Raw genomic sequence first — 17,761 nt, forward strand, 5'->3', positions numbered from 1 at the left:
CCAGTGATATAAGACGGTAATTCACCATTTGGATTGTCCGCTCCACCCAACATGTTGTTTCCTTAAGGTTCTCACACCAGAAAGTTTCATCCATTTTCTTCCACCCAAGTTGCGGAAGAGCCGCTTTTCATCCGTCGTTGACAGCTATGATGTCGGAAATCTGTGAGGCACCACACACTCCTGCTTTTTCCTTCATCCGTCACCATGCTCTTCAGTTAATGGTAGGACGTCTTCATTACATTTCTGTAAGCGTAAACTGACCGCCGTATGTAGCCATTAAGCCAGTATTGGTAACGTAGGTGCCCACTTTTTCAACTAGTGGACACCTGTTATGGAACAGAAAATATTATCCGCAGAACCCCGCAGAACCCCGCAGAACATTTTCAAATGAGTTTAAACTTCAAATGGTTAAACTGGCTTCACAACCAGGAGCCTCTGTTGCCCGTATTGCCAGGGAACACGATATCAATGATAACCTCCAGTTCAAATGGCTCAGGCTCTGGCAGAACGAAGGGCGTATATCGCGGGTCTTCCGGTAACAACCTCTTCTGGCGCTGGCGTTGAATTATTACCTGTTGAGATAACGCCTGATGAGCAGAAAGAGCCTATGGCGGCTCTTACTCCGCTTTTATCCACTCCTTCACAAAGCACAGTCAGTGCCAGTTCCTGTAAAGTTGAGTTCCGCCACGGTAACATGACGCTGGAAAATCCTTCACCAGAGCTGCTCACGGTGTTGATCCGTGAACTGACCGGGAGAGGACGATGATCTCGCTCCCATCAGACACTCGAATCTGGCTGGTTGCCGGCGTTACTGATATGCGTAAATCCTTCAACGGTCTGGGTGAACAGGTACAACATGTGCTGGATGAGAACCCCTTCTCCGGTCACCTGTTTATCTTTCGCGGCCGACGGGGTGACACGATTAAAATCCTGTGGGCTGATGCTGATGGTCTGTGCCTGTTCACCAAACGTCTGGAGGAAGGCCAGTTTATCTGGCCTGCGGTGCGTGACGGTAAGGTATCCATTACCCGCTCGCAGCTGGCAATGCTCCTCGATAAACTGGACTGGCGTCAACCCAAAACATCCCGCCTTAATGCACTGACAATGTTGTAAAAATGTCATGGCCGGATTATAAAAACGGTCATGAGTCGGAAATACCTCATTCGTATCACTGAGCTGGAAAGGCTACTCTCTGAGCAGGCTGAAGCCCTCCGTCAGAAAGATCAGCAACTGAGTCTGGTTGAAGAGACGGAGGCCTTCCTGCGCTCTGCACTGGCACGTGCCGAAGAAAAGATCGAAGAGGAGGAGCGGGAAACAGAACATCTGAGGGCCCAGATAGAAAAACTGCGCCGGATGCTGTTCGGTACCCGTTCTGAAAAACTGCAGCGTGAGGTTGAACAGGCTGAGGCCCAACTGAAACAACGCGAACAGGAAAGCGATCGTTACAGTGGGCGTGAGGATGACCCGCAGGTTCCCCGCCAGTTGCGACAGTCACGTCATCGTCGTCCGTTACCAGCACATCTTCCCCGTGAAATACACCGCCTGGAGCCTGAAGAAAGTTGTTGCCCGGAGTGTGGCAGTGAGCTGGATTATCTGGGTGAAGTCAGTGCTGAGCAGCTGGAACTGGTGAGTAGCGCCCTGAAAGTGATCCGCACTGTTCGGGTAAAAAAAGCCTGTACAAAATGTGACTGTATAGTTGAAGCGCCAGCGCCGTCCCGCCCGATAGAGCGCGGCATCGCGGGCTCCGGATTACTTGCCCGCGTGTTAACGGGACAATACTGCGAACACCTGCCACTGTATCGTCAGAGTGAAATCTTTGCCCGACAGGGTGCCGAACTGAGCCGTGCATTACTCTCCAACTGGGTTGACGCGTGCTGCCAGTTAATGACTCCGCTGAATGATGCCCTGTACCGTTACGTGATGAACACCCGCAAGGTTCACACTGACGACATACCAGTAAAAGTGCTGGCACCGGGCAGAAAAAAGGCAAAAACAGGACGCATCTGGACGTATGTCCGGGATGACCGGAATGCGGGCTCATCAGAGCCACCGGCGGTCTGGTTCGCCTACTCACCAGACAGGCAGGGAAAACATCCGGTACAACACCTTCGTCCCTTCCGGGGTATCCTGCAGGCGGATGCATTCAGCGGTTACGATCGGCTGTTCAGTGCCGAACGTGAAGGTGGTGCACTGACAGAAGTTGCGTGCTGGGCCCATGCCCGGCGAAAAATCCACGATGTATACATCAGCAGCAAAAGTACGACGGCAGAAGAAGCTCTGAAGCGCATCAGTGAACTGTACGCCATTGAGGATGAAATACGGGGCTTACCGGAGTCTGAACGTCTTGCAGCCAGGCAGCAGCGAAGCAAAGCGTTACTGACGTCGCTGCATGAATGGATGGTGGAGAAGAATGGCACGTTGTCGAAAAAATCCCGACTGGGCGAAGCGTTCAGCTATGTCCTGAATCAGTGGGACGCCCTCTGTTATTACAGTGATGACGGTCTGGCGGAGGCGGACAATAACACAGCAGAAAGAGCGCTTCGTGCCGTCTGTCTCGGGAAAAAGAATTCTTATGACCTTTGTCAAATATTAAGCCCAAAAAGACCTACGCAGCTCCGGGAGCTTCGTTATATCGCGGATTAAAGAACCTGAAACAGTCAGACTGTATCTTGGATTTTACAAACTCTTATTCGGGGATTTTAGCCCCATGACGATTTACGCAGTGAGCTGGCCTCTTTCTACGTGCAGGTATTAGCGCATTCTGGCTTCCCTGAATTCTTTTACGAGGATCACTCATTCCGTGTCTGACTGCTTCAGGGTTTAATTTTGCTTCTGCTGACTGAATGATGATTGGGCAGCAAGTGCAATATCCCACATAAATCCAGTCAACTCACGAGCCACCGCCGTAATGGCTACTTGTGATTTTTTCCCTTTTGCTGTCAGACTTCGGTAACGAGAACACAATCGTTGTTGAGCTTTCCATGCAATATCTTTGGAATATTGTGTTACAGAGTCCGGTCGGTAATATATAAGCCATGCCCCAACTTTTGCAGGTGTACGATAAGACCAGGCGGCTTCGTAAAGCAGACGTCTCAGTTCGCTGTTTCCAACTTTTGTTATTCCTCTGGGACGAATACTGTTTCCACTGGAATATTCACCTGGCACCAGTCCCAGAAAAGCCATGAGCTGTTTGGGATTGGAAAATCGCGAAAAATCACCCAGTTCAGCAACCAGAGTTATTGCAATTAGCTGACCAACACCTTTAAGAGCCTGCAACTGGCAGACCAGATTGCACAGAGACCACTCAGGTAACAGGCGAGATATTTCCTGGTCGAGTTGAAGTATGCGATCTTCAATCTGCTCCAGACTTTGACAATAGTGTTGAAAAGCAATCTGTTGAGATGGCTGACTAAATGATTGATTAGCTAACCAGGTTCGATGTTTTCCTGTCCAGTGCTTTCCTGCATAATGTTTGTCTGTTCGCAATAGCATGCTCAGAATTCGCTGTCGGGCAACTCTGCTGTCTCGTTTAGCTGCTGCACGGGCTCTGATTAGATCCCGCATAGCTTCATGAGTCAGGTCAGGGATCCAGACAGGGGTAAGTTCTCCAGCCCGCAGTAACCTGGCGAGAGAAATTGCGTCCCGATGATCATTTTTGATTCTGTCTGTCGGTGATTTTGGTATGCGGGAAGGGGCAATAACCTGGCATTTTATATTCATCGCTGTGAGTTGATGATATAGCCCAAAACCACAGGGGCCAGCCTCATAGCAGGAAAGAATGTTTCCGTAAAGTCCCTGCAATTTCTGAAATAATCGACGTACAGCCTGGGCTTCGTTGTTAATCGTACCATAATAACGAACTTCGCCAAGCCGTTCAGGTGCAGCAATAGCAACCGCCAACGTTTCTTTATGCACATCCAGCCCGACGTAAGCCGCAATATTTTCCGAATGCATGATGACCTCCTCTGGAATATCCCACCAATGCTATAGTGAGTATATAAAGGTCATATTATCTACATGTTCTACATGTTCTTCGGCAACGATCATGGAGGCGAGCGCGGAGCTCTGCTGTACGGACTAATCGGGAGCTGTCGGTTGAACGGTATCGATCCAGAAGCGTATCTGCGCCATATCCTGAGCGTACTGCCGGAATGGCCCTCCAACCGTGTTGACGAACTGCTGCCATGGAACGTAGTTTTCACCGATAAATAAGTGTCAATACGGCGCTCTGTTGACGCTTACACATTTCTCCCCCGTTCAATATCTGGCAGAGGGCATGAATACGGAACGTGACTTCGCACTGCTTGCAACATTTTTGTGATGAGGACAGACTGCGTAATTGGAAATGGTGCAGTCACACTCAGGAATGGCTGTATGATATTCGGGGAGCAGGATTAGATGACTTCATCCTCCCGGATATGTATTACGTTTACTACTACTACGCCTCTGAATTAACAGAATGATGGTAACGGAAGAAAATGCCGGAAAGGGCAGAAAGCGGAAGTCTTGAGGCTGGCAGACAATGCTGGAGCTGGACTTTCAGACAACAAAAAACATCACCGTTCTCACCCCTGCCTGACACACAGGTCTTCTGAGCGCCCAGGGCCCATTTTATCCGGGATGGTGGGACTTGCCATCCCTGTCTGCTTCATCCACCCGGCGGCATTATTGATTGTGATGGAGAGTTCATCACCACCAGGGGCGGACACGGTCATCCTCCTCTGATAACCGTGCCTGGTGGCAGCCGCTTTTACCGCAGCAGCGGCGCAGAGTCGTTACAGTATCAGCACCTGAATCTCGCCCCACAATCCGCTCCAGTGACTGCTGACAGATAAAATACACTGTTTTATCTGATGCATACGGGCTGTGACGTTATTATCTTTCCGGTAGCCCTCTGCACAAAACAGCCTTATGCAAGGGTTGCTGCATCTTGACTGCGTAACCGGCAGTGTGGTGGGGCCAGGTCTTTCAGGTTTAAGGCAGCCAGGAGACGTTACCGGGTCATGGTAGGGTATCACTGGTATACCTCCTCCTGACGGCATGGTCATAATACTGACAGTTATGTGCCTATCGGAAAAAAGCACCAATTCCGGCTTCAAAAAGATCGCCTGTACTGACCGGTGCTGCCGGGTTCAGAACTTCGTTATACACCATGCCAAACCAGTTTGGAGCCAGCAATAAACAGGGGAAGCAGAGCAGTTGCTCTGCTTTTAACTCTCCGGCTGATGCTGCCTCCTGAATCAGTTGGGTCATGGCTTGCTGTAGTGGCTGATGTATTTCCCGTAAATAAGCCTGAGCGATTACCGGGAACCGGCTCCCTTCTGTCATAACCAGGTGGGCTATTCTGGCTCTGCCTGTTGATGCGTCGTCAATTTTCCTGACGGCAGGTAACATCACTCTCAACAGATAGGCTTTTACGGTTTCCCCGTTGCGGCGGGGGGAAGATTCCAGTTCAGTACGGACGGTAGCAATGAACTCCTTCAGAACCGCTTCAAACAATAATTCCTTTGTTGGGAAGTAGTTATATACCGTGCCTTTAGCTACTCCTGCGCGCTTGCTGATATTGCTGATGCTGGCGCGAGCGAACCCTTGTGCAGAGAACTCCTCAAGTGCTGCCCGGGCTATCTGCTGTCGTGTCCTGGCAGTTTTTTCCGGGCTGCAACTACGAGTCTTTCGTGCATGATGAGGACGATTCATATTTGCTGGCATAAATAGTGGCCTTCTGTGTTGTGATAAAATTGACTTAGCGGTCACTTTTGATATTCTTATCCAATAAGTAGTGCGGTAAGGCTGACGTCTGCCGCTAATATTGAAACAGCAGCATAGTATGAGCGCTATATGCTGCCCACAGATCCCCAGAAGAACTGATGGAGAATATATGAAACATTTTATAGCAACAGCAGTCATGGCATCATCCCTTCTTTTCGGCTCTAATGCTCTGGCTGCCTCATCGTCGGCAGCACAGAAGGAAAGCTCGCCTGAACAATCCGGCGGTACATTCAAATACTCCACAGACAGTAAGATTGCTACTGAGCAGAAGAACGTGTATGACACGATAATCAAGTATCAGAACGCACTGAATGCCGGGGATACAAAAACCATCTTGGGCCTGTTTGCTGATGAAAGTTATTCCCAGTGGAATGATAAGTTGACGGCTGACAATACAGAAAAACGCCAGGGGCAGTACGATGATCTGTTCAAGCGTGAAAAGTTTGAGACCGATTTTGCGTTTGACTCTATCTGGATCAACGGAGATACCGCGGTTGTCCGCACTCACCACCATGTGGGTTCTGTTGTAACGAACTTTAAAGAGCAGAAAACCATTATTGATCTGAACCGTGAAGTTTTTGTCCTCAGTAAAATTAATGGTGAATGGAAAATTTTCCTTTATACCTTCAACACCAACCCGCTTCAGGGCGTGGCATGATTATTATAAGCCAGGGAGACCTGGCTTATTTATAATATATGGAGCTTATTATGCCTCTTTCCCGACGTAATTTTATTCAGAATGCCGTTTTAGGAATATCTGCCGCAGGGCTGTCAGCTGCGCCGGCCCTTGCCAAAAATATCTCATCTTCAACGGCACATATCATCAGTAAAACGTCTGGACATGCTGATACATCGACCAGCAAGTCTCTTCATATCATCAGTCTGGACAGACTGGAGGCTTCAGCAAAAGATGTGATGACGGAAGCTGCGTATGCATATATTGCTCATGGTGCTGGAGATGAGTGGACGTATCATGAGAACCGCAGGGCATTCAGTGATTATCCTTTGTTACCTCACCGACTCAGTGGAGTTGCTGCCCACAGCATTGATATCCGGACTGACCTTTTGGGCCATCATCTGGAACATCCCCTGCTGATAGCACCTATGGGCGCGCATATGTTCGTCCATCCGGAAGGGGAGGTGATTGCTGCAGCGGGTGCAGAAAAGGCCGGGGCACTTTATGAATCATCAGGGGCATCCAACCGCTCTCTGGAGGATATTGCAAAAGCCAGTAAAGGACCTAAATGGTTCCAGCTGTATTTTAACGCGGATGCTGGTGTTACCCGAAGTTTACTGGAGCGTGCAAAAGCGGCAGGCTATTCAGCCATTATTATCACAGCGGATGCGCTTGGTCCCGGGACAAGTGATGCTTTTCTCAGCATGAGCTCGCCTTTCCCTGCAGGAGCGACGTTCGGTAATCATGACCCCCGTTACGGTGGCAAAGGTGATTTTTTTAACCAAAAAGTTGAGCTGACCCCGGCTGATATTGAGTTTGTAAAAAAAATCACCGGGCTGCCAGTCATTGTCAAGGGCATCCTCAGAGGTGAGGATGCAGTGGTTGCCATTGATGCAGGAGCAGATGCCATCCAGGTGTCTAATCATGGTGGTCGCCAGATTGATGGTGTTCCTTCTGCCATCAGCCAGTTGCAGGAAGTTGCTGCAAGAGTCGGGCACAAAGTTCCGGTTATTTTTGACAGCGGTATTCGCAGGGGGATTGATGTTGTAAGGGCTATCTCTCTTGGGGCAACGGCTGTTGCGGTCGGACGTCCTGTTCTTTATGGCATCGCAGTAGGTGGTGTCGGGGGCGTTGCCGGTGTCATTGAGCACCTGAAGACGGAGCTGAGGACGGCAATGTTACTGAGTGGTGCTCGTACACTTAAGGATTTGGCTCAGGGCTTTATCAGAAACAAGGAGACTGAGCATTGATAGTGGATAAAATCAGGTATTTTAATATGGGAAATTACACGTCGGCATTGTTGCTCCTTGCCCGTCTGATGCTGGCATGCCTTTATATGATATCCGGCGTTCCCAAGCTGCTATCATTCACTGGCACTATCGATAAAATGGCCTCTCTTGGGCTTATATTTCCGGCGATTACTGCAGCAATAGTGGTCCTTGTCGAAATCGTTGGAGCATTAATGATTGTTTTTGGCTTTTTCACCCGGCCAGTGAGCATTATTCTGTGCCTGTATACCGTGTTTGCTTCATTTCTTGGACACGCATTCTGGACGATGCCAGCTGAACTTGCACATGGAAATATGATCCATTTTTATAAGAATATCTGTATTTCGGGTGGTTTTCTTGCCCTTGTTGTATCAGGGCCCGGACGAATCTCCGTCGACAGACGCTGAGTTTCAGTAAATTAGCAAGCGTAGCGTAACAGATATCATAGCAAACAGGTATGTACGTCACCTGACATGGATGTTGTTTATTTTATCCCTAAACCACCTCATGGGGAGGTGGTGATTGCTCTTGTTAGTAGGTATCTATCGGTCAACTCCAATATGGTATTTATAAAATCTTTAAATAAGTTTAATTAATTGTATTCTGTATCTACCATAAAACATCCGGAATAAGATAAAGCTAGGCAAGTTGCAACAAATAAATAATAGTGTAAAAAGGTATATTTTAATTATAAAATATAAATTGGATAGTAGAAATATAGCAATGATAGTAATCAAATACAGACCTACATATTTTCATGAATAGGTCGCTCATTTCAGGGTAAAGCATATTTTTTTGTCATTACCAACACAATAAATATGGTTTTTGATCGTTTTTCCCGATCGTTTTGGCTATCATGATAGGTGTGGTCTATCATGCGCTGGTTATCGATCGGTAAAAACATTTTGAAAATGATTGTTTTGTTGGGGATGATTGCTGAAAAAATGATCATGCCGGAATTAAACAGGAATTCATTTTATGAAAATAAAAGTTATAGCATTGGCTACATTTGTTTCTGCTGTGTTTGCTGGTTCAACTATGGCCTATGACGGAACAATTACGTTTACAGGTAAAGTTGTAGCTCAGACCTGCACAGTTAATACAAGCGACAAAGACTTAGCAGTAACTTTACCCACTGTTGCCACTTCATCTCTAAAAGACAATGCTGCTACGTCAGGGCTGACACCCTTTGCCATTCGTTTAACTGGTTGTGCAACTGGTATGAATAGTGCTCAGAATGTTAAAGCGTACTTTGAGCCTTCAAGTAACATTGACTTAGCTACACATAATTTAAAAAATACTGCTACTCCAACTAAAGCGGATAATGTACAGATTCAGTTGCTAAATAGTAATGGAACTTCAACTATTCTTTTGGGGGAAGCAGATAATGGGCAAGATGTCCAGTCTGAGACAATCGGATCTGATGGAAGTGCCACATTGCGTTATATGGCCCAGTATTATGCAACAGGACAATCTACCGCAGGGGATGTAAAAGCGACGGTCCATTATACCATTGCCTACGAATAAAAAACTTTTTACTCTTTTGTATTTCTGGGCAGGAAATACTGCCCTGTTTTCTTCTGGAGATACCATGCTAAGGTTTGTGCTGTTTTTTTTTACTCTATCTGTATCTGCAGTTGTTCAGGGTAGTGTAGTTATCATGGGAACCCGTGTTGTTTATCCGGCGACTCAAAAGAGTATTAGCATACGTTTAAATAATGACAATGAATCTCCGGCATTAGTCCAGTCCTGGTTAGACGATGGAGATGCAGCAGCACCCCCTGAGTCAGTCCACGTTCCTTTTATCATTACTCCGCCAATATTTCGTATGGACTCTAAATCAGGACAAACAGTCAGAATTGTATATACAGGCGAGTCACTACCGAAAGACCGAGAATCTCTTTTCTATCTAAATGTTCTGGATATTCCAGCAAAGCCCGGGGCAAAAAAAGACTCCGATAACTCAGAGCAGCGGAATAATAATTATTTGCAACTAGCTATTCGTAGTCGCATAAAATTTTTCTTTCGTCCTGCTCACCTGAAGTTAACACCAAATGATGCTTATCTGAAAGTTACCTGGCACCAGGAGGAAGGCCGAATTAAAGCAGTTAATCCAACACCTTATTACATAACCTACAACAAAATTGCAGTTGACCAGAATAAGCACTTAACGCCTGTTGAACATGGTGGAATGATTCCCCCTTTCTCTTCAACAGTATTTGCACTTAAAGGCAGAACTGCGCCAGCCAGCAAAGTTTCCTGGGTTATTGTTAATGATTACGGAGGATATCAGCAAGGAGAATCTGTTCTGGAGTAAGGTAATAATGAACGCTAATAATCTGTCATGCCTGATTTACTGTCGTTGTTCTCTTCTGCTTTTTGCTGCATTAGGGTTAACAGTAACAAACCATTCATTTGCTGCTGAAGAGGCTGAGTTTGATTCTGAGTTTTTGCATTTGGATAAAGGGATAAATGTTATTGATATCCGCCGCTTTAGTCATGGTAACCCTGTGCCTGAGGGCAGGTATTATTCTGATATTTATGTTAATAATGTATGGAAGGGGAAGGCTGATTTGCAGTATTTACGTACTGCCAATACCGGTGCTCCGACGTTATGCCTGACGCCTGAGCTGCTTTCATTGATTGATTTAGTCAAAGATACTATGTCGGGAAACACCTCCTGCTTTCCGGCATCAACAGGACTTTCTTCAGCCAGTATTAATTTTGACTTATCGACTTTAAGGTTGAATATCGAAATCCCTCAGGCACTGCTGAATACACGTCCAAGAGGATATATTTCCCCTGCTCAGTGGCAAAGTGGTGTTCCTGCAGCATTTATAAACTATGATGCTAACTATTACCAGTATAACTCTTCCGGGACGAGTAACGAACAGACTTATCTGGGATTAAAAGCTGGATTCAATTTGTGGGGATGGGCTTTGCGCCACCGTGGCAGTGAGAGCTGGAATAATAGCTATCCTGCCGGATATCAGAATATAGAAACAAGTATAATGCATGACCTTGCCCCATTGAGAGCACAATTCACATTAGGGGATTTTTATACGAATGGTGAGCTAATGGATAGCCTCAGTTTGCGGGGAGTCAGGTTAGCATCGGATGAACGAATGTTACCCGGCTCTTTACGTGGCTATGCTCCTGCTGTCCGGGGAATAGCTAACAGTAATGCTAAAGTAACCATTTATCAAAATGCTCATATCCTCTATGAAACGACGGTGCCAGCCGGACCATTTGTCATCAATGATTTATATCCCAGTGGATATGCTGGTGACCTTATCGTTAAGATAACAGAGTCTAATGGCCAGACACGAATGTTCACGGTTCCTTTTGCGGCCGTTGCTCAACTCATTCGTCCCGGATTTAGTCGCTGGCAAATGTCAGTGGGAAAGTATCGTTATGCGAATAAAACATATAATGATTTAATAGCACAAGGCACCTATCAATACGGCCTGACGAATGATATTACTTTAAACAGTGGTCTTACCACAGCTTCAGGATATACAGCGGGGTTAGCTGGCCTGGCCTTTAATACCCCTCTGGGTGCTATAGCATCTGACATTACATTGTCCAGAACAGCATTCAGGTATTCCGGTGTAACGCGTAAAGGTTATAGTCTGCACTCAAGTTATAGCATCAATATTCCAGCCTCAAACACAAATATAACTCTGGCGGCTTATCGTTATTCATCAAAAGATTTTTATCATCTGAAGGATGCGCTATCAGCTAATCACAACGCGTTTATTGATGATGTTTCTGTAAAAAGTACAGCGTTTTATCGTCCCAGGAATCAATTCCAGATTTCAATCAACCAGGAATTAGGTGAAAAATGGGGTGGGATGTATTTAACAGGAACAACCTATAATTACTGGGGACATAAAGGAAGTCGTAATGAATACCAGATGGGGTACAGCAACTTCTGGAAACAACTCGGCTATCAAATTGGATTGTCTCAGTCAAGAGATAATGAGCAACAACGCCGTGATGACAGATTTTATATTAATTTTACTCTCCCTCTGGGAGGAAGTGTTCAAAGCCCGGTGTTTTCCACTGTTTTAAATTATAGCAAAGAAGAGAAAAATAGTATTCAGACATCAATTAGTGGTACTGGCGGGGAGGATAATCAGTTCTCTTATGGTATTTCAGGAAACAGCCAGGAAAACGGGCCTTCCGGTTATGCAATGAATGGGGGGTATCGTTCACCTTATGTAAATATAACCACAACAGTCGGGCATGATACTCAGAATAATAATCAAAGGTCATTTAGTGCGTCGGGAGCGGTGGTCGCACACCCCTATGGAGTGACATTGAGTAATGACCTGAGTGATACTTTTGCCATTATCCATGCTGAAGGAGCTCAGGGAGCTGTCATCAATAATGCCTCTGGTAGTCGTCTGGATTTTTGGGGAAATGGTATTGTTCCTTATGTTACACCCTATGAGAAAAATCAAATTAGCATCGATCCCTCCAATTTAGATTTGAATGTTGAATTATCGGCGACGGAGCAGGAAATCATTCCTCGTGCTAATAGCGCCACGTTAGTGAAATTTGACACTAAAACAGGAAGAAGTCTGTTATTTGATATTCGTATGTCTACTGGCAATCCCCCTCCAATGGCTTCTGAAGTTCTGGATGAACATGGACAGTTGGCCGGATATGTCGCTCAGGCCGGGAAGGTATTTACCAGGGGACTCCCTGAAAAAGGTCATCTCAGCGTTGTATGGGGACCAGATAATAAAGACAGATGTTCATTTGTATATCATGTTGCACACAATAAAGATGATATGCAATCTCAGCTCGTTCCTGTTCTGTGTATACAGCACCCTAATCAGGAAAAAACATGAAAAGAATCTTTTTCATACCATTGTTTTTAATTTTACTCCCTAAGCTGGCGGTAGCGGGTCCGGATGATTATGTGCCTTCGCAGATAGCGGTTAATACATCCACATTACCAGGTGTTGTGATTGGTCCTGCTGATGCCCATACCTATCCCCGGGTGATAGGAGAGCTGGCGGGAACAAGTAACCAGTATGTTTTTAATGGCGGTGCCATCGCTCTGATGCGTGGAAAGTTTACCCCCGCACTGCCTAAAATTGGAAGTATTACGTATACTTTCCATCAAGGAAACAGCCGTGATTCATCTGATTTTGATATCTATGATATTGGTGTATCCGGACTGGGTATTATTATTGGCATGGCGGGCTATTGGCCCGCAACGCCTCTGGTCCCCATAAATAGCTCAGGTATATATATTGACCCTGTAGGTGCCAATACAAACCCCAATACTTATAACGGTGCGACAGCAAGCTTCGGAGCTCGTTTGTTTGTTGCTTTTGTCGCAACGGGAAGATTACCCAATGGATATATAACAATACCCACCAGGCAGCTTGGTACTATTTTGTTGGAAGCAAAACGTACAAGTTTGAATAATAAAGGACTGACAGCACCTGTTATGTTAAATGGTGGGCGCATTCAGGTACAGAGTCAGACATGTACCATGGGGCAAAAAAACTATGTGGTGCCATTAAATACCGTATATCAATCACAGTTCACATCTTTGTATAAAGAAATACAGGGAGGTAAAATTGACATACACCTACAATGCCCGGATGGAACTGATGTTTATGCTACATTGACAGATGCATCACAGCCAGTGAACAGAACAGATATATTGACCTTAAGCAGTGAATCCACTGCAAAAGGATTTGGCATCAGGCTATATAAAGACAGTGATGTAACTGCCATCAGCTATGGTGAAGACTCCCCTGTGAAAGGAAATGGCAGTCAATGGCACTTCTCCGATTACAGGGGAGAGGTAAATCCACATATCAATTTAAGAGCCAATTATATAAAAATTGCTGATGCAACTACACCTGGAAGTGTGAAGGCTATTGCAACTATTACTTTCTCATATCAATAAAAAACAGTTAATCAGGAGTTAAATTAATATGAAAAATAATGACAGGAAATATATCAGTCTTTTATCACTGCTGCCTTTGCTGATTGCCGGTGTTCCGGCGTTTTCGTAGGGTGACGGGTCCGTGGCGTATCCAGAAGGTAATGGTGTCGCACGGTGTCGAATACTTATGCGACTGTGCCAGGAGCAGAGGCCCGGGCTGCTGAACTTACAACCGCGGTTGGGGCTCATGCGAATTGCATCCGGACGTAGCACCACTGCTGTTGGTTCGTGAATGCATGCCAGACCAGTTCGCATCGCTGGGAACTGCAGCATGCGTTGCCGACAAAGCCGGAAACGGCATGGCTCTCAGCAGTTGGTCGGCGTCAGATGCAACTGGTGCCGTGACGGTGGGAGTTGTGGCCGAAGGGCACACATCAGAACTCAATGGCACAGGGGGAGTTTTCCTGTACAACCCGTGAAAATGAAGTTTACATCGGATATGACTCAGGTGTCACAAACCCTGTCAGTCCGCGGGGACCGGATAAAATCCGGGGTCCCGGTGGTATCAGTGATGGTGCATGGGATACGGAAGCAGCCACTATCAGGCAACTGAATGTAGTGGCACAGTAAATTTGGTCACCTGATTAAAGGTGATATTCTCACCTCAACACAAAACAGGTGACTTAATGAACAAGAAAACCAAACGTACTTTCACCCCCGAGTTCAGACTGGAATGTGCGCAACTGATTGTTGATAAGGGCTACTCATATCGACAAGCCAGTGAATCGATGAATGTCGGCTCTACCACTCTTGAGAGATGGGTACGTCAGCTCAGACGAGAGCGCCAGGGGATTGCCCCCTCTGCCACACCGATTACTCCAGACCAGCAACGTATCCGCGAGCTGGAAAAGCAGGTTCGCCGCCTGGAGGAACAAAATACGATATTAAAAAAGGCTACTGCACTCTTGATGTCCGACTCGCTGAACGGTTCACGATAGTTGCCAGACTCAGTGGCAGCCACACCGTTGTCAGTCTGTGTTCTGCTCTGGGAATACACCGCAGCAGTTACCGGTACTGGCAAAAACGACGCGATACGGTGAATCCGGTGCATGTCAGGTTGTGCAGTGAAATACGCCGGGTGTGGAACCAAAGCCGGGGCTCTGCGGGAGCGCGCACGCTGGCTGACATGCTGACCCAAAACGGCGTCCCGATGAGCCGTTACCGTGCCGGGCGGCTGATGAAACATCTGAATCTGAGCAGTTGTCAGCCCGGAAAACATCAGTACAAAAATGCCCGTCAGGAGCATACCTGCTTGCCGAATCTGCTCGGGCGCCAGTTCGCTGTCCCCGAGCCAGACCAGGTATGGTGTGGAGATATTACCTATATCTGGGCCGGAAATTGCTGGTGCTATCTGGCGGTTGTGATGGATCTTTTTGCCCGCAGGGTTATCGGCTGGAGTCTGTCCGCACATGCCGATACTGCACTGATAAGCGATGCCCTGCGGATGGCCTATGAGACGCGTGGTCAACCACATGATGTTATGTTCCATAGAGACCAGGGAAGCCAGTATACAGGCCTGAAATATCAACAAATTCTCTGGCGTTACAGAATAAAGCAAAGTGTCAGTCGGCGGGGAAACTGCTGGGATAATAGCCCAATGGAACGCTTCTTCCGCAGTCTGAAAACAGAATGGGTGCCAGCGAATGGTTACGTCGACAAGGACGAGGCCCGGCAGCAAATTAATGATTACATATTGAACTACTACAACAGTGTCAGACCTCACCATTATAACGGTGGGTTGACACCGGAAGAGTCCGGGAACAGGTACCATTTTTACTGTAAAACCGTGGCCAGTATTACTTGACCACTACACTTCCCGAAGACAGTTATGTGATTCTCTGTGACCGTAATCTGGAAAGGCTTACATACTCTATGTTCTGTGGGCGTCGGTTTCTTGTCATTCCTGTTTCCTCTGTGAGATGCCTGACAGATATCAGGCAAACCATCCGCCGTGGGGCGTGGCTGTTCGGACATACGGCAAGACCACTGACCCGGACAGAGATGGTGGTGGTCTTCGGGGTTGTTTTCCATGACTACGGGTTTACCTTTCTGGCAGACCGGCTGGGGATAACCATGAAGACGGTATGTGCGCATCTTTACAATGCGATGGAGAAAAATGGTATGCGCGGCGTCAGTATTAAATATCTCTGCAACACCATAGACCGGTAAAAAGATGGTTTTCTGATAAAGGCTGTTGCGACGGGGATTTCTGTGCATGCTGTGTCACGGGCATCCCAGTGCTCCGGATAATAAATGTTATGTAGTCAGGCGTGACAAATTTCATATGGAACAGGTATGCGTTTTATTTGTGATAACAGTTAATGAGGTATTACAGCTGCTTTCCGGATAACATTCGGGCAGTTTTCTTTAATTCTGAAGTCTGAAAGAGATATCAGTAATTGTATTGCTTTTAAACATTGTCAGTATTTATTTTTCCAAATCGTTCACGTTTCTCATAATCTTCCCGACAGTCACCATCACAAAACAATCCTGTCTTAACAGGTTCTCCGCAGTTATAGCAGAATCCCGTTTCAGGGAGTCTATTCCGGATACGATTTTTTAGTCTGATGCTCATGCTGAATTGTTCATTTTCATAAGCAATATCTGCACTATCTGCCATAAACGATCCTCTGAGGAGACCACATCTTTATAACCCACCACCGAAATATTAAAAAGTAATACTCATTGTATAATCTTTAACGGCAGGGGCAGGATAATTGTATCCTGCCCCTGCTTTAATTCTCAGCACAGGTGTTGACTAAAGAGCGTGAAACTTTGCTATTATGTCTTCGTAAGATTCACGGACGGTTATACTTGAGCCTGATTCTGTGAAGTAAACAATAGCAGAAGCATCGTTGCCTTTTTCAATGTATGAAACATTCCAGTCATGGATAGCCACTGCGGGTTGACCATTATCCCGACGGTGCGTCTTAATGAATCGCGGAAGTAATTCTGCAATATCGTTAAAAACACCATTTACGGTATGAGTGATACCACCAACGCAATGTAGATGAGTTGACTCCGGGGTATCATTGTCTGCTTCTGCAAAGAGTATAGCTGTCTTGCTAATTGTAACAGGCGCCTGTGAGCGGGATAATTCGAGAGAAATAAACCCGGATTCTGCCATAAAAACTCCAGTTTGTGATGTTATATCATTTCATGTATTTTTTTGTTTAACAGAAAATCTTTCTCATGTCAATATTGTGACTGGTTTCTGCCTGTAAACTAACTTTCATCTCCCGAAATCTGTGAGAGCCAAGGATCGTGGCGTTTATGATCAGAAGCAGGTTGTAAATGACCGGAGCATTGCGCCGGGATGCGTATGTTCTCCCCGGACAGACAGTCTCAGTTCGTAGAATCTATAAATTACTGCTACTGATGCTGCCGGGGAAAGGCGTAACGAAAAAACAGCCTCCGTTACCGGACAGCAAGAAGGCTGAATGAAGTTTATGGCGTTTGTATTTTGTAATGTCTGGCCATGCAGTAAATCCAGACAGGTTTTTATTATCATGTGAAGTATTCTGACATAAAATACTAAATTTCTATTTTGTGATGAATGCTGCAAAATTGAATCTTCATTCTGATATAACTTTTATCTGTTTCAGTGAAGCATGCCCACAGATTAAGCTATTAAGTTGTGGAAGAACAGTTTTGTCCCACCTGCTTTTCTCCTTTCAGAAACCAGTATGTTGCCATGCCCCGTCTTAATGGTGAGCGCTGAACCATACCTGCTTTTTCCAGTAATAACAGGTAATAGCGTGCCTGATAATCCGTTACCGCCAGCGCCTCCGCAATTTCTGCGGTTTTCCCTCCATTATGTCTGCTCAGAAAACCCATTATTTCATTCTGCATATCATCATCCTCTCTATATAAGCAAAAGGATAATAAGTGGCTGACTTGTTTTTGGCAATTCAAATGTGACTATCATGTTTTTATATTGTATTTGGTGTATTTACTTAATATGCGAAACATATTCGCGATTGGATTTCTATCACATTATTTTTATAGTTTTTTCAATGGTAAGGAACGTTGCAAAAAACGATTTTAACGATCTTTTATACTGAATATTCATTC

14 protein-coding genes and 4 pseudogenes are annotated in these 17,761 nt (G+C 46.0%); 13 read left to right on the plus strand and 5 right to left on the minus strand.

Features of this window, described 5'->3' with window-relative positions:
- Positions 1-326 precede the first annotated feature (326 nt).
- The 3 genes and pseudogenes from tnpA to tnpC all read left to right on the plus strand — a co-directional run.
- Positions 327-766, plus strand: a pseudogene (gene tnpA / locus ACJHX4_RS12775) (IS66-like element accessory protein TnpA).
- A complete protein-coding gene (gene tnpB / locus ACJHX4_RS12780; RefSeq protein ID WP_000624651.1) occupies positions 763-1,113 on the plus strand; it encodes an IS66 family insertion sequence element accessory protein TnpB in 351 nt (116 codons plus the stop codon). The pseudogene tnpA and the gene tnpB overlap by 4 nt, the downstream one beginning before the upstream one ends.
- A 30-nt stretch (positions 1,114-1,143) precedes the next feature.
- Positions 1,144-2,568, plus strand: a pseudogene (tnpC, locus tag ACJHX4_RS12785) (IS66 family transposase); the annotation flags it as partial.
- A gap of 252 nt (positions 2,569-2,820) precedes the next feature.
- Here the strand turns inward: tnpC and ACJHX4_RS12790 are convergent.
- Positions 2,821-3,954: an IS110-like element ISEc45 family transposase gene (locus tag ACJHX4_RS12790; protein WP_000555401.1), complete on the minus strand. Its 1,134-nt coding sequence runs from the start codon at positions 3,952-3,954 to the stop codon at positions 2,821-2,823.
- A 69-nt stretch (positions 3,955-4,023) separates the two neighbouring features.
- On the opposite strand from ACJHX4_RS12790, the pseudogene ACJHX4_RS12795 reads away from it, so the two are divergent.
- A pseudogene (locus tag ACJHX4_RS12795) lies at positions 4,024-4,212 on the plus strand (transposase domain-containing protein); the annotation flags it as partial.
- A gap of 855 nt (positions 4,213-5,067) precedes the next feature.
- Here ACJHX4_RS12795 and ACJHX4_RS12800 read toward each other — a convergent pair.
- Complete coding sequence (locus ACJHX4_RS12800) at positions 5,068-5,709, minus strand: TetR/AcrR family transcriptional regulator (RefSeq protein WP_001111227.1); 642 nt, start codon at positions 5,707-5,709, stop codon at positions 5,068-5,070.
- Positions 5,710-5,878: 169 nt separating this feature from the next.
- On the opposite strand from ACJHX4_RS12800, the gene ACJHX4_RS12805 reads away from it, so the two are divergent.
- The 9 genes and pseudogenes from ACJHX4_RS12805 to ACJHX4_RS12845 form a co-directional block, all read left to right on the plus strand.
- Positions 5,879-6,427, plus strand: a complete 549-nt coding sequence (locus ACJHX4_RS12805; RefSeq protein ID WP_000680149.1) for a YybH family protein — start codon at positions 5,879-5,881, stop codon at positions 6,425-6,427.
- A gap of 50 nt (positions 6,428-6,477) precedes the next feature.
- On the plus strand, positions 6,478-7,695 hold the full coding sequence (locus ACJHX4_RS12810) for an alpha-hydroxy-acid oxidizing protein (RefSeq protein ID WP_001131384.1): 1,218 nt from the start codon (positions 6,478-6,480) through the stop codon (positions 7,693-7,695).
- A 26-nt stretch (positions 7,696-7,721) separates the two neighbouring features.
- A complete protein-coding gene (locus ACJHX4_RS12815; RefSeq protein ID WP_001519150.1) occupies positions 7,722-8,120 on the plus strand; it encodes a DoxX family protein in 399 nt (132 codons plus the stop codon).
- 571 nt (positions 8,121-8,691) lie between these two features.
- The gene (locus ACJHX4_RS12820) at positions 8,692-9,240 is read left to right on the plus strand and encodes a fimbrial protein (protein WP_000695739.1); all 549 of its coding nucleotides are present in this window, start codon (positions 8,692-8,694) and stop codon (positions 9,238-9,240) included.
- A gap of 64 nt (positions 9,241-9,304) precedes the next feature.
- On the plus strand, positions 9,305-10,030 hold the full coding sequence (locus ACJHX4_RS12825; protein WP_000943622.1) for a molecular chaperone: 726 nt from the start codon (positions 9,305-9,307) through the stop codon (positions 10,028-10,030).
- A 7-nt stretch (positions 10,031-10,037) separates the two neighbouring features.
- Positions 10,038-12,572 carry a fimbria/pilus outer membrane usher protein gene (locus ACJHX4_RS12830; protein WP_001519151.1) on the plus strand — a complete coding sequence of 845 codons (2,535 nt, stop codon included), beginning with the start codon at positions 10,038-10,040 and terminating at the stop codon, positions 12,570-12,572.
- Entirely contained in the window at positions 12,569-13,648 is a 1,080-nt protein-coding gene (locus ACJHX4_RS12835; RefSeq protein WP_000821053.1) for a fimbrial protein, read from the plus strand. The genes ACJHX4_RS12830 and ACJHX4_RS12835 overlap by 4 nt, the downstream gene beginning before the upstream one ends.
- A 629-nt stretch (positions 13,649-14,277) precedes the next feature.
- A protein-coding gene (locus ACJHX4_RS12840; protein ID WP_105492717.1) for an IS3 family transposase occupies positions 14,278-15,491 on the plus strand; the annotation gives its coding sequence in 2 pieces (ribosomal slippage) (positions 14,278-14,572 and positions 14,572-15,491; 1,215 coding nt in all).
- 8 nt (positions 15,492-15,499) lie between these two features.
- Positions 15,500-15,856 (plus strand): annotated as a pseudogene (locus tag ACJHX4_RS12845) (LuxR family transcriptional regulator); the annotation flags it as partial.
- A gap of 241 nt (positions 15,857-16,097) precedes the next feature.
- On the opposite strand, the gene ACJHX4_RS12850 reads toward ACJHX4_RS12845, so the two are convergent.
- The 3 genes from ACJHX4_RS12850 to sfaC form a co-directional block, all read right to left on the minus strand.
- Entirely contained in the window at positions 16,098-16,307 is a 210-nt protein-coding gene (locus ACJHX4_RS12850) for a hypothetical protein (protein WP_001304636.1), read from the minus strand.
- Between the two features lie 138 nt (positions 16,308-16,445).
- Positions 16,446-16,814, minus strand: coding sequence for a hypothetical protein (locus ACJHX4_RS12855; RefSeq protein WP_000841004.1), 369 nt, complete (start codon positions 16,812-16,814; stop codon positions 16,446-16,448).
- A gap of 503 nt (positions 16,815-17,317) precedes the next feature.
- Positions 17,318-17,602 carry an S/F1C fimbrial major subunit operon transcriptional regulator gene (gene sfaC / locus ACJHX4_RS12860; RefSeq protein ID WP_151074906.1) on the minus strand — a complete coding sequence of 95 codons (285 nt, stop codon included), beginning with the start codon at positions 17,600-17,602 and terminating at the stop codon, positions 17,318-17,320.
- Positions 17,603-17,761 lie beyond the last annotated feature (159 nt).

The sequence above is a fragment of the Escherichia sp. WS2035 genome (assembly GCF_046487065.1).
Classification (GTDB): Bacteria; Pseudomonadota; Gammaproteobacteria; order Enterobacterales; family Enterobacteriaceae; genus Escherichia; species Escherichia coli.

Coding starts and splice junctions, on each gene's coding strand:
- tnpB (WP_000624651.1), top strand. CDS start 763: ATGATCTCGCTCCCATCAGACACTCGAATCTGGCTGGTTGCCGGCGTT.
- ACJHX4_RS12790 (WP_000555401.1), bottom strand. CDS start 3,954: ATGCATTCGGAAAATATTGCGGCTTACGTCGGGCTGGATGTGCATAAA.
- ACJHX4_RS12800 (WP_001111227.1), bottom strand. CDS start 5,709: ATGCCAGCAAATATGAATCGTCCTCATCATGCACGAAAGACTCGTAGT.
- ACJHX4_RS12805 (WP_000680149.1), top strand. CDS start 5,879: ATGAAACATTTTATAGCAACAGCAGTCATGGCATCATCCCTTCTTTTC.
- ACJHX4_RS12810 (WP_001131384.1), top strand. CDS start 6,478: ATGCCTCTTTCCCGACGTAATTTTATTCAGAATGCCGTTTTAGGAATA.
- ACJHX4_RS12815 (WP_001519150.1), top strand. CDS start 7,722: ATGGGAAATTACACGTCGGCATTGTTGCTCCTTGCCCGTCTGATGCTG.
- ACJHX4_RS12820 (WP_000695739.1), top strand. CDS start 8,692: ATGAAAATAAAAGTTATAGCATTGGCTACATTTGTTTCTGCTGTGTTT.
- ACJHX4_RS12825 (WP_000943622.1), top strand. CDS start 9,305: ATGCTAAGGTTTGTGCTGTTTTTTTTTACTCTATCTGTATCTGCAGTT.
- ACJHX4_RS12830 (WP_001519151.1), top strand. CDS start 10,038: ATGAACGCTAATAATCTGTCATGCCTGATTTACTGTCGTTGTTCTCTT.
- ACJHX4_RS12835 (WP_000821053.1), top strand. CDS start 12,569: ATGAAAAGAATCTTTTTCATACCATTGTTTTTAATTTTACTCCCTAAG.
- ACJHX4_RS12850 (WP_001304636.1), bottom strand. CDS start 16,307: ATGGCAGATAGTGCAGATATTGCTTATGAAAATGAACAATTCAGCATG.
- ACJHX4_RS12855 (WP_000841004.1), bottom strand. CDS start 16,814: ATGGCAGAATCCGGGTTTATTTCTCTCGAATTATCCCGCTCACAGGCG.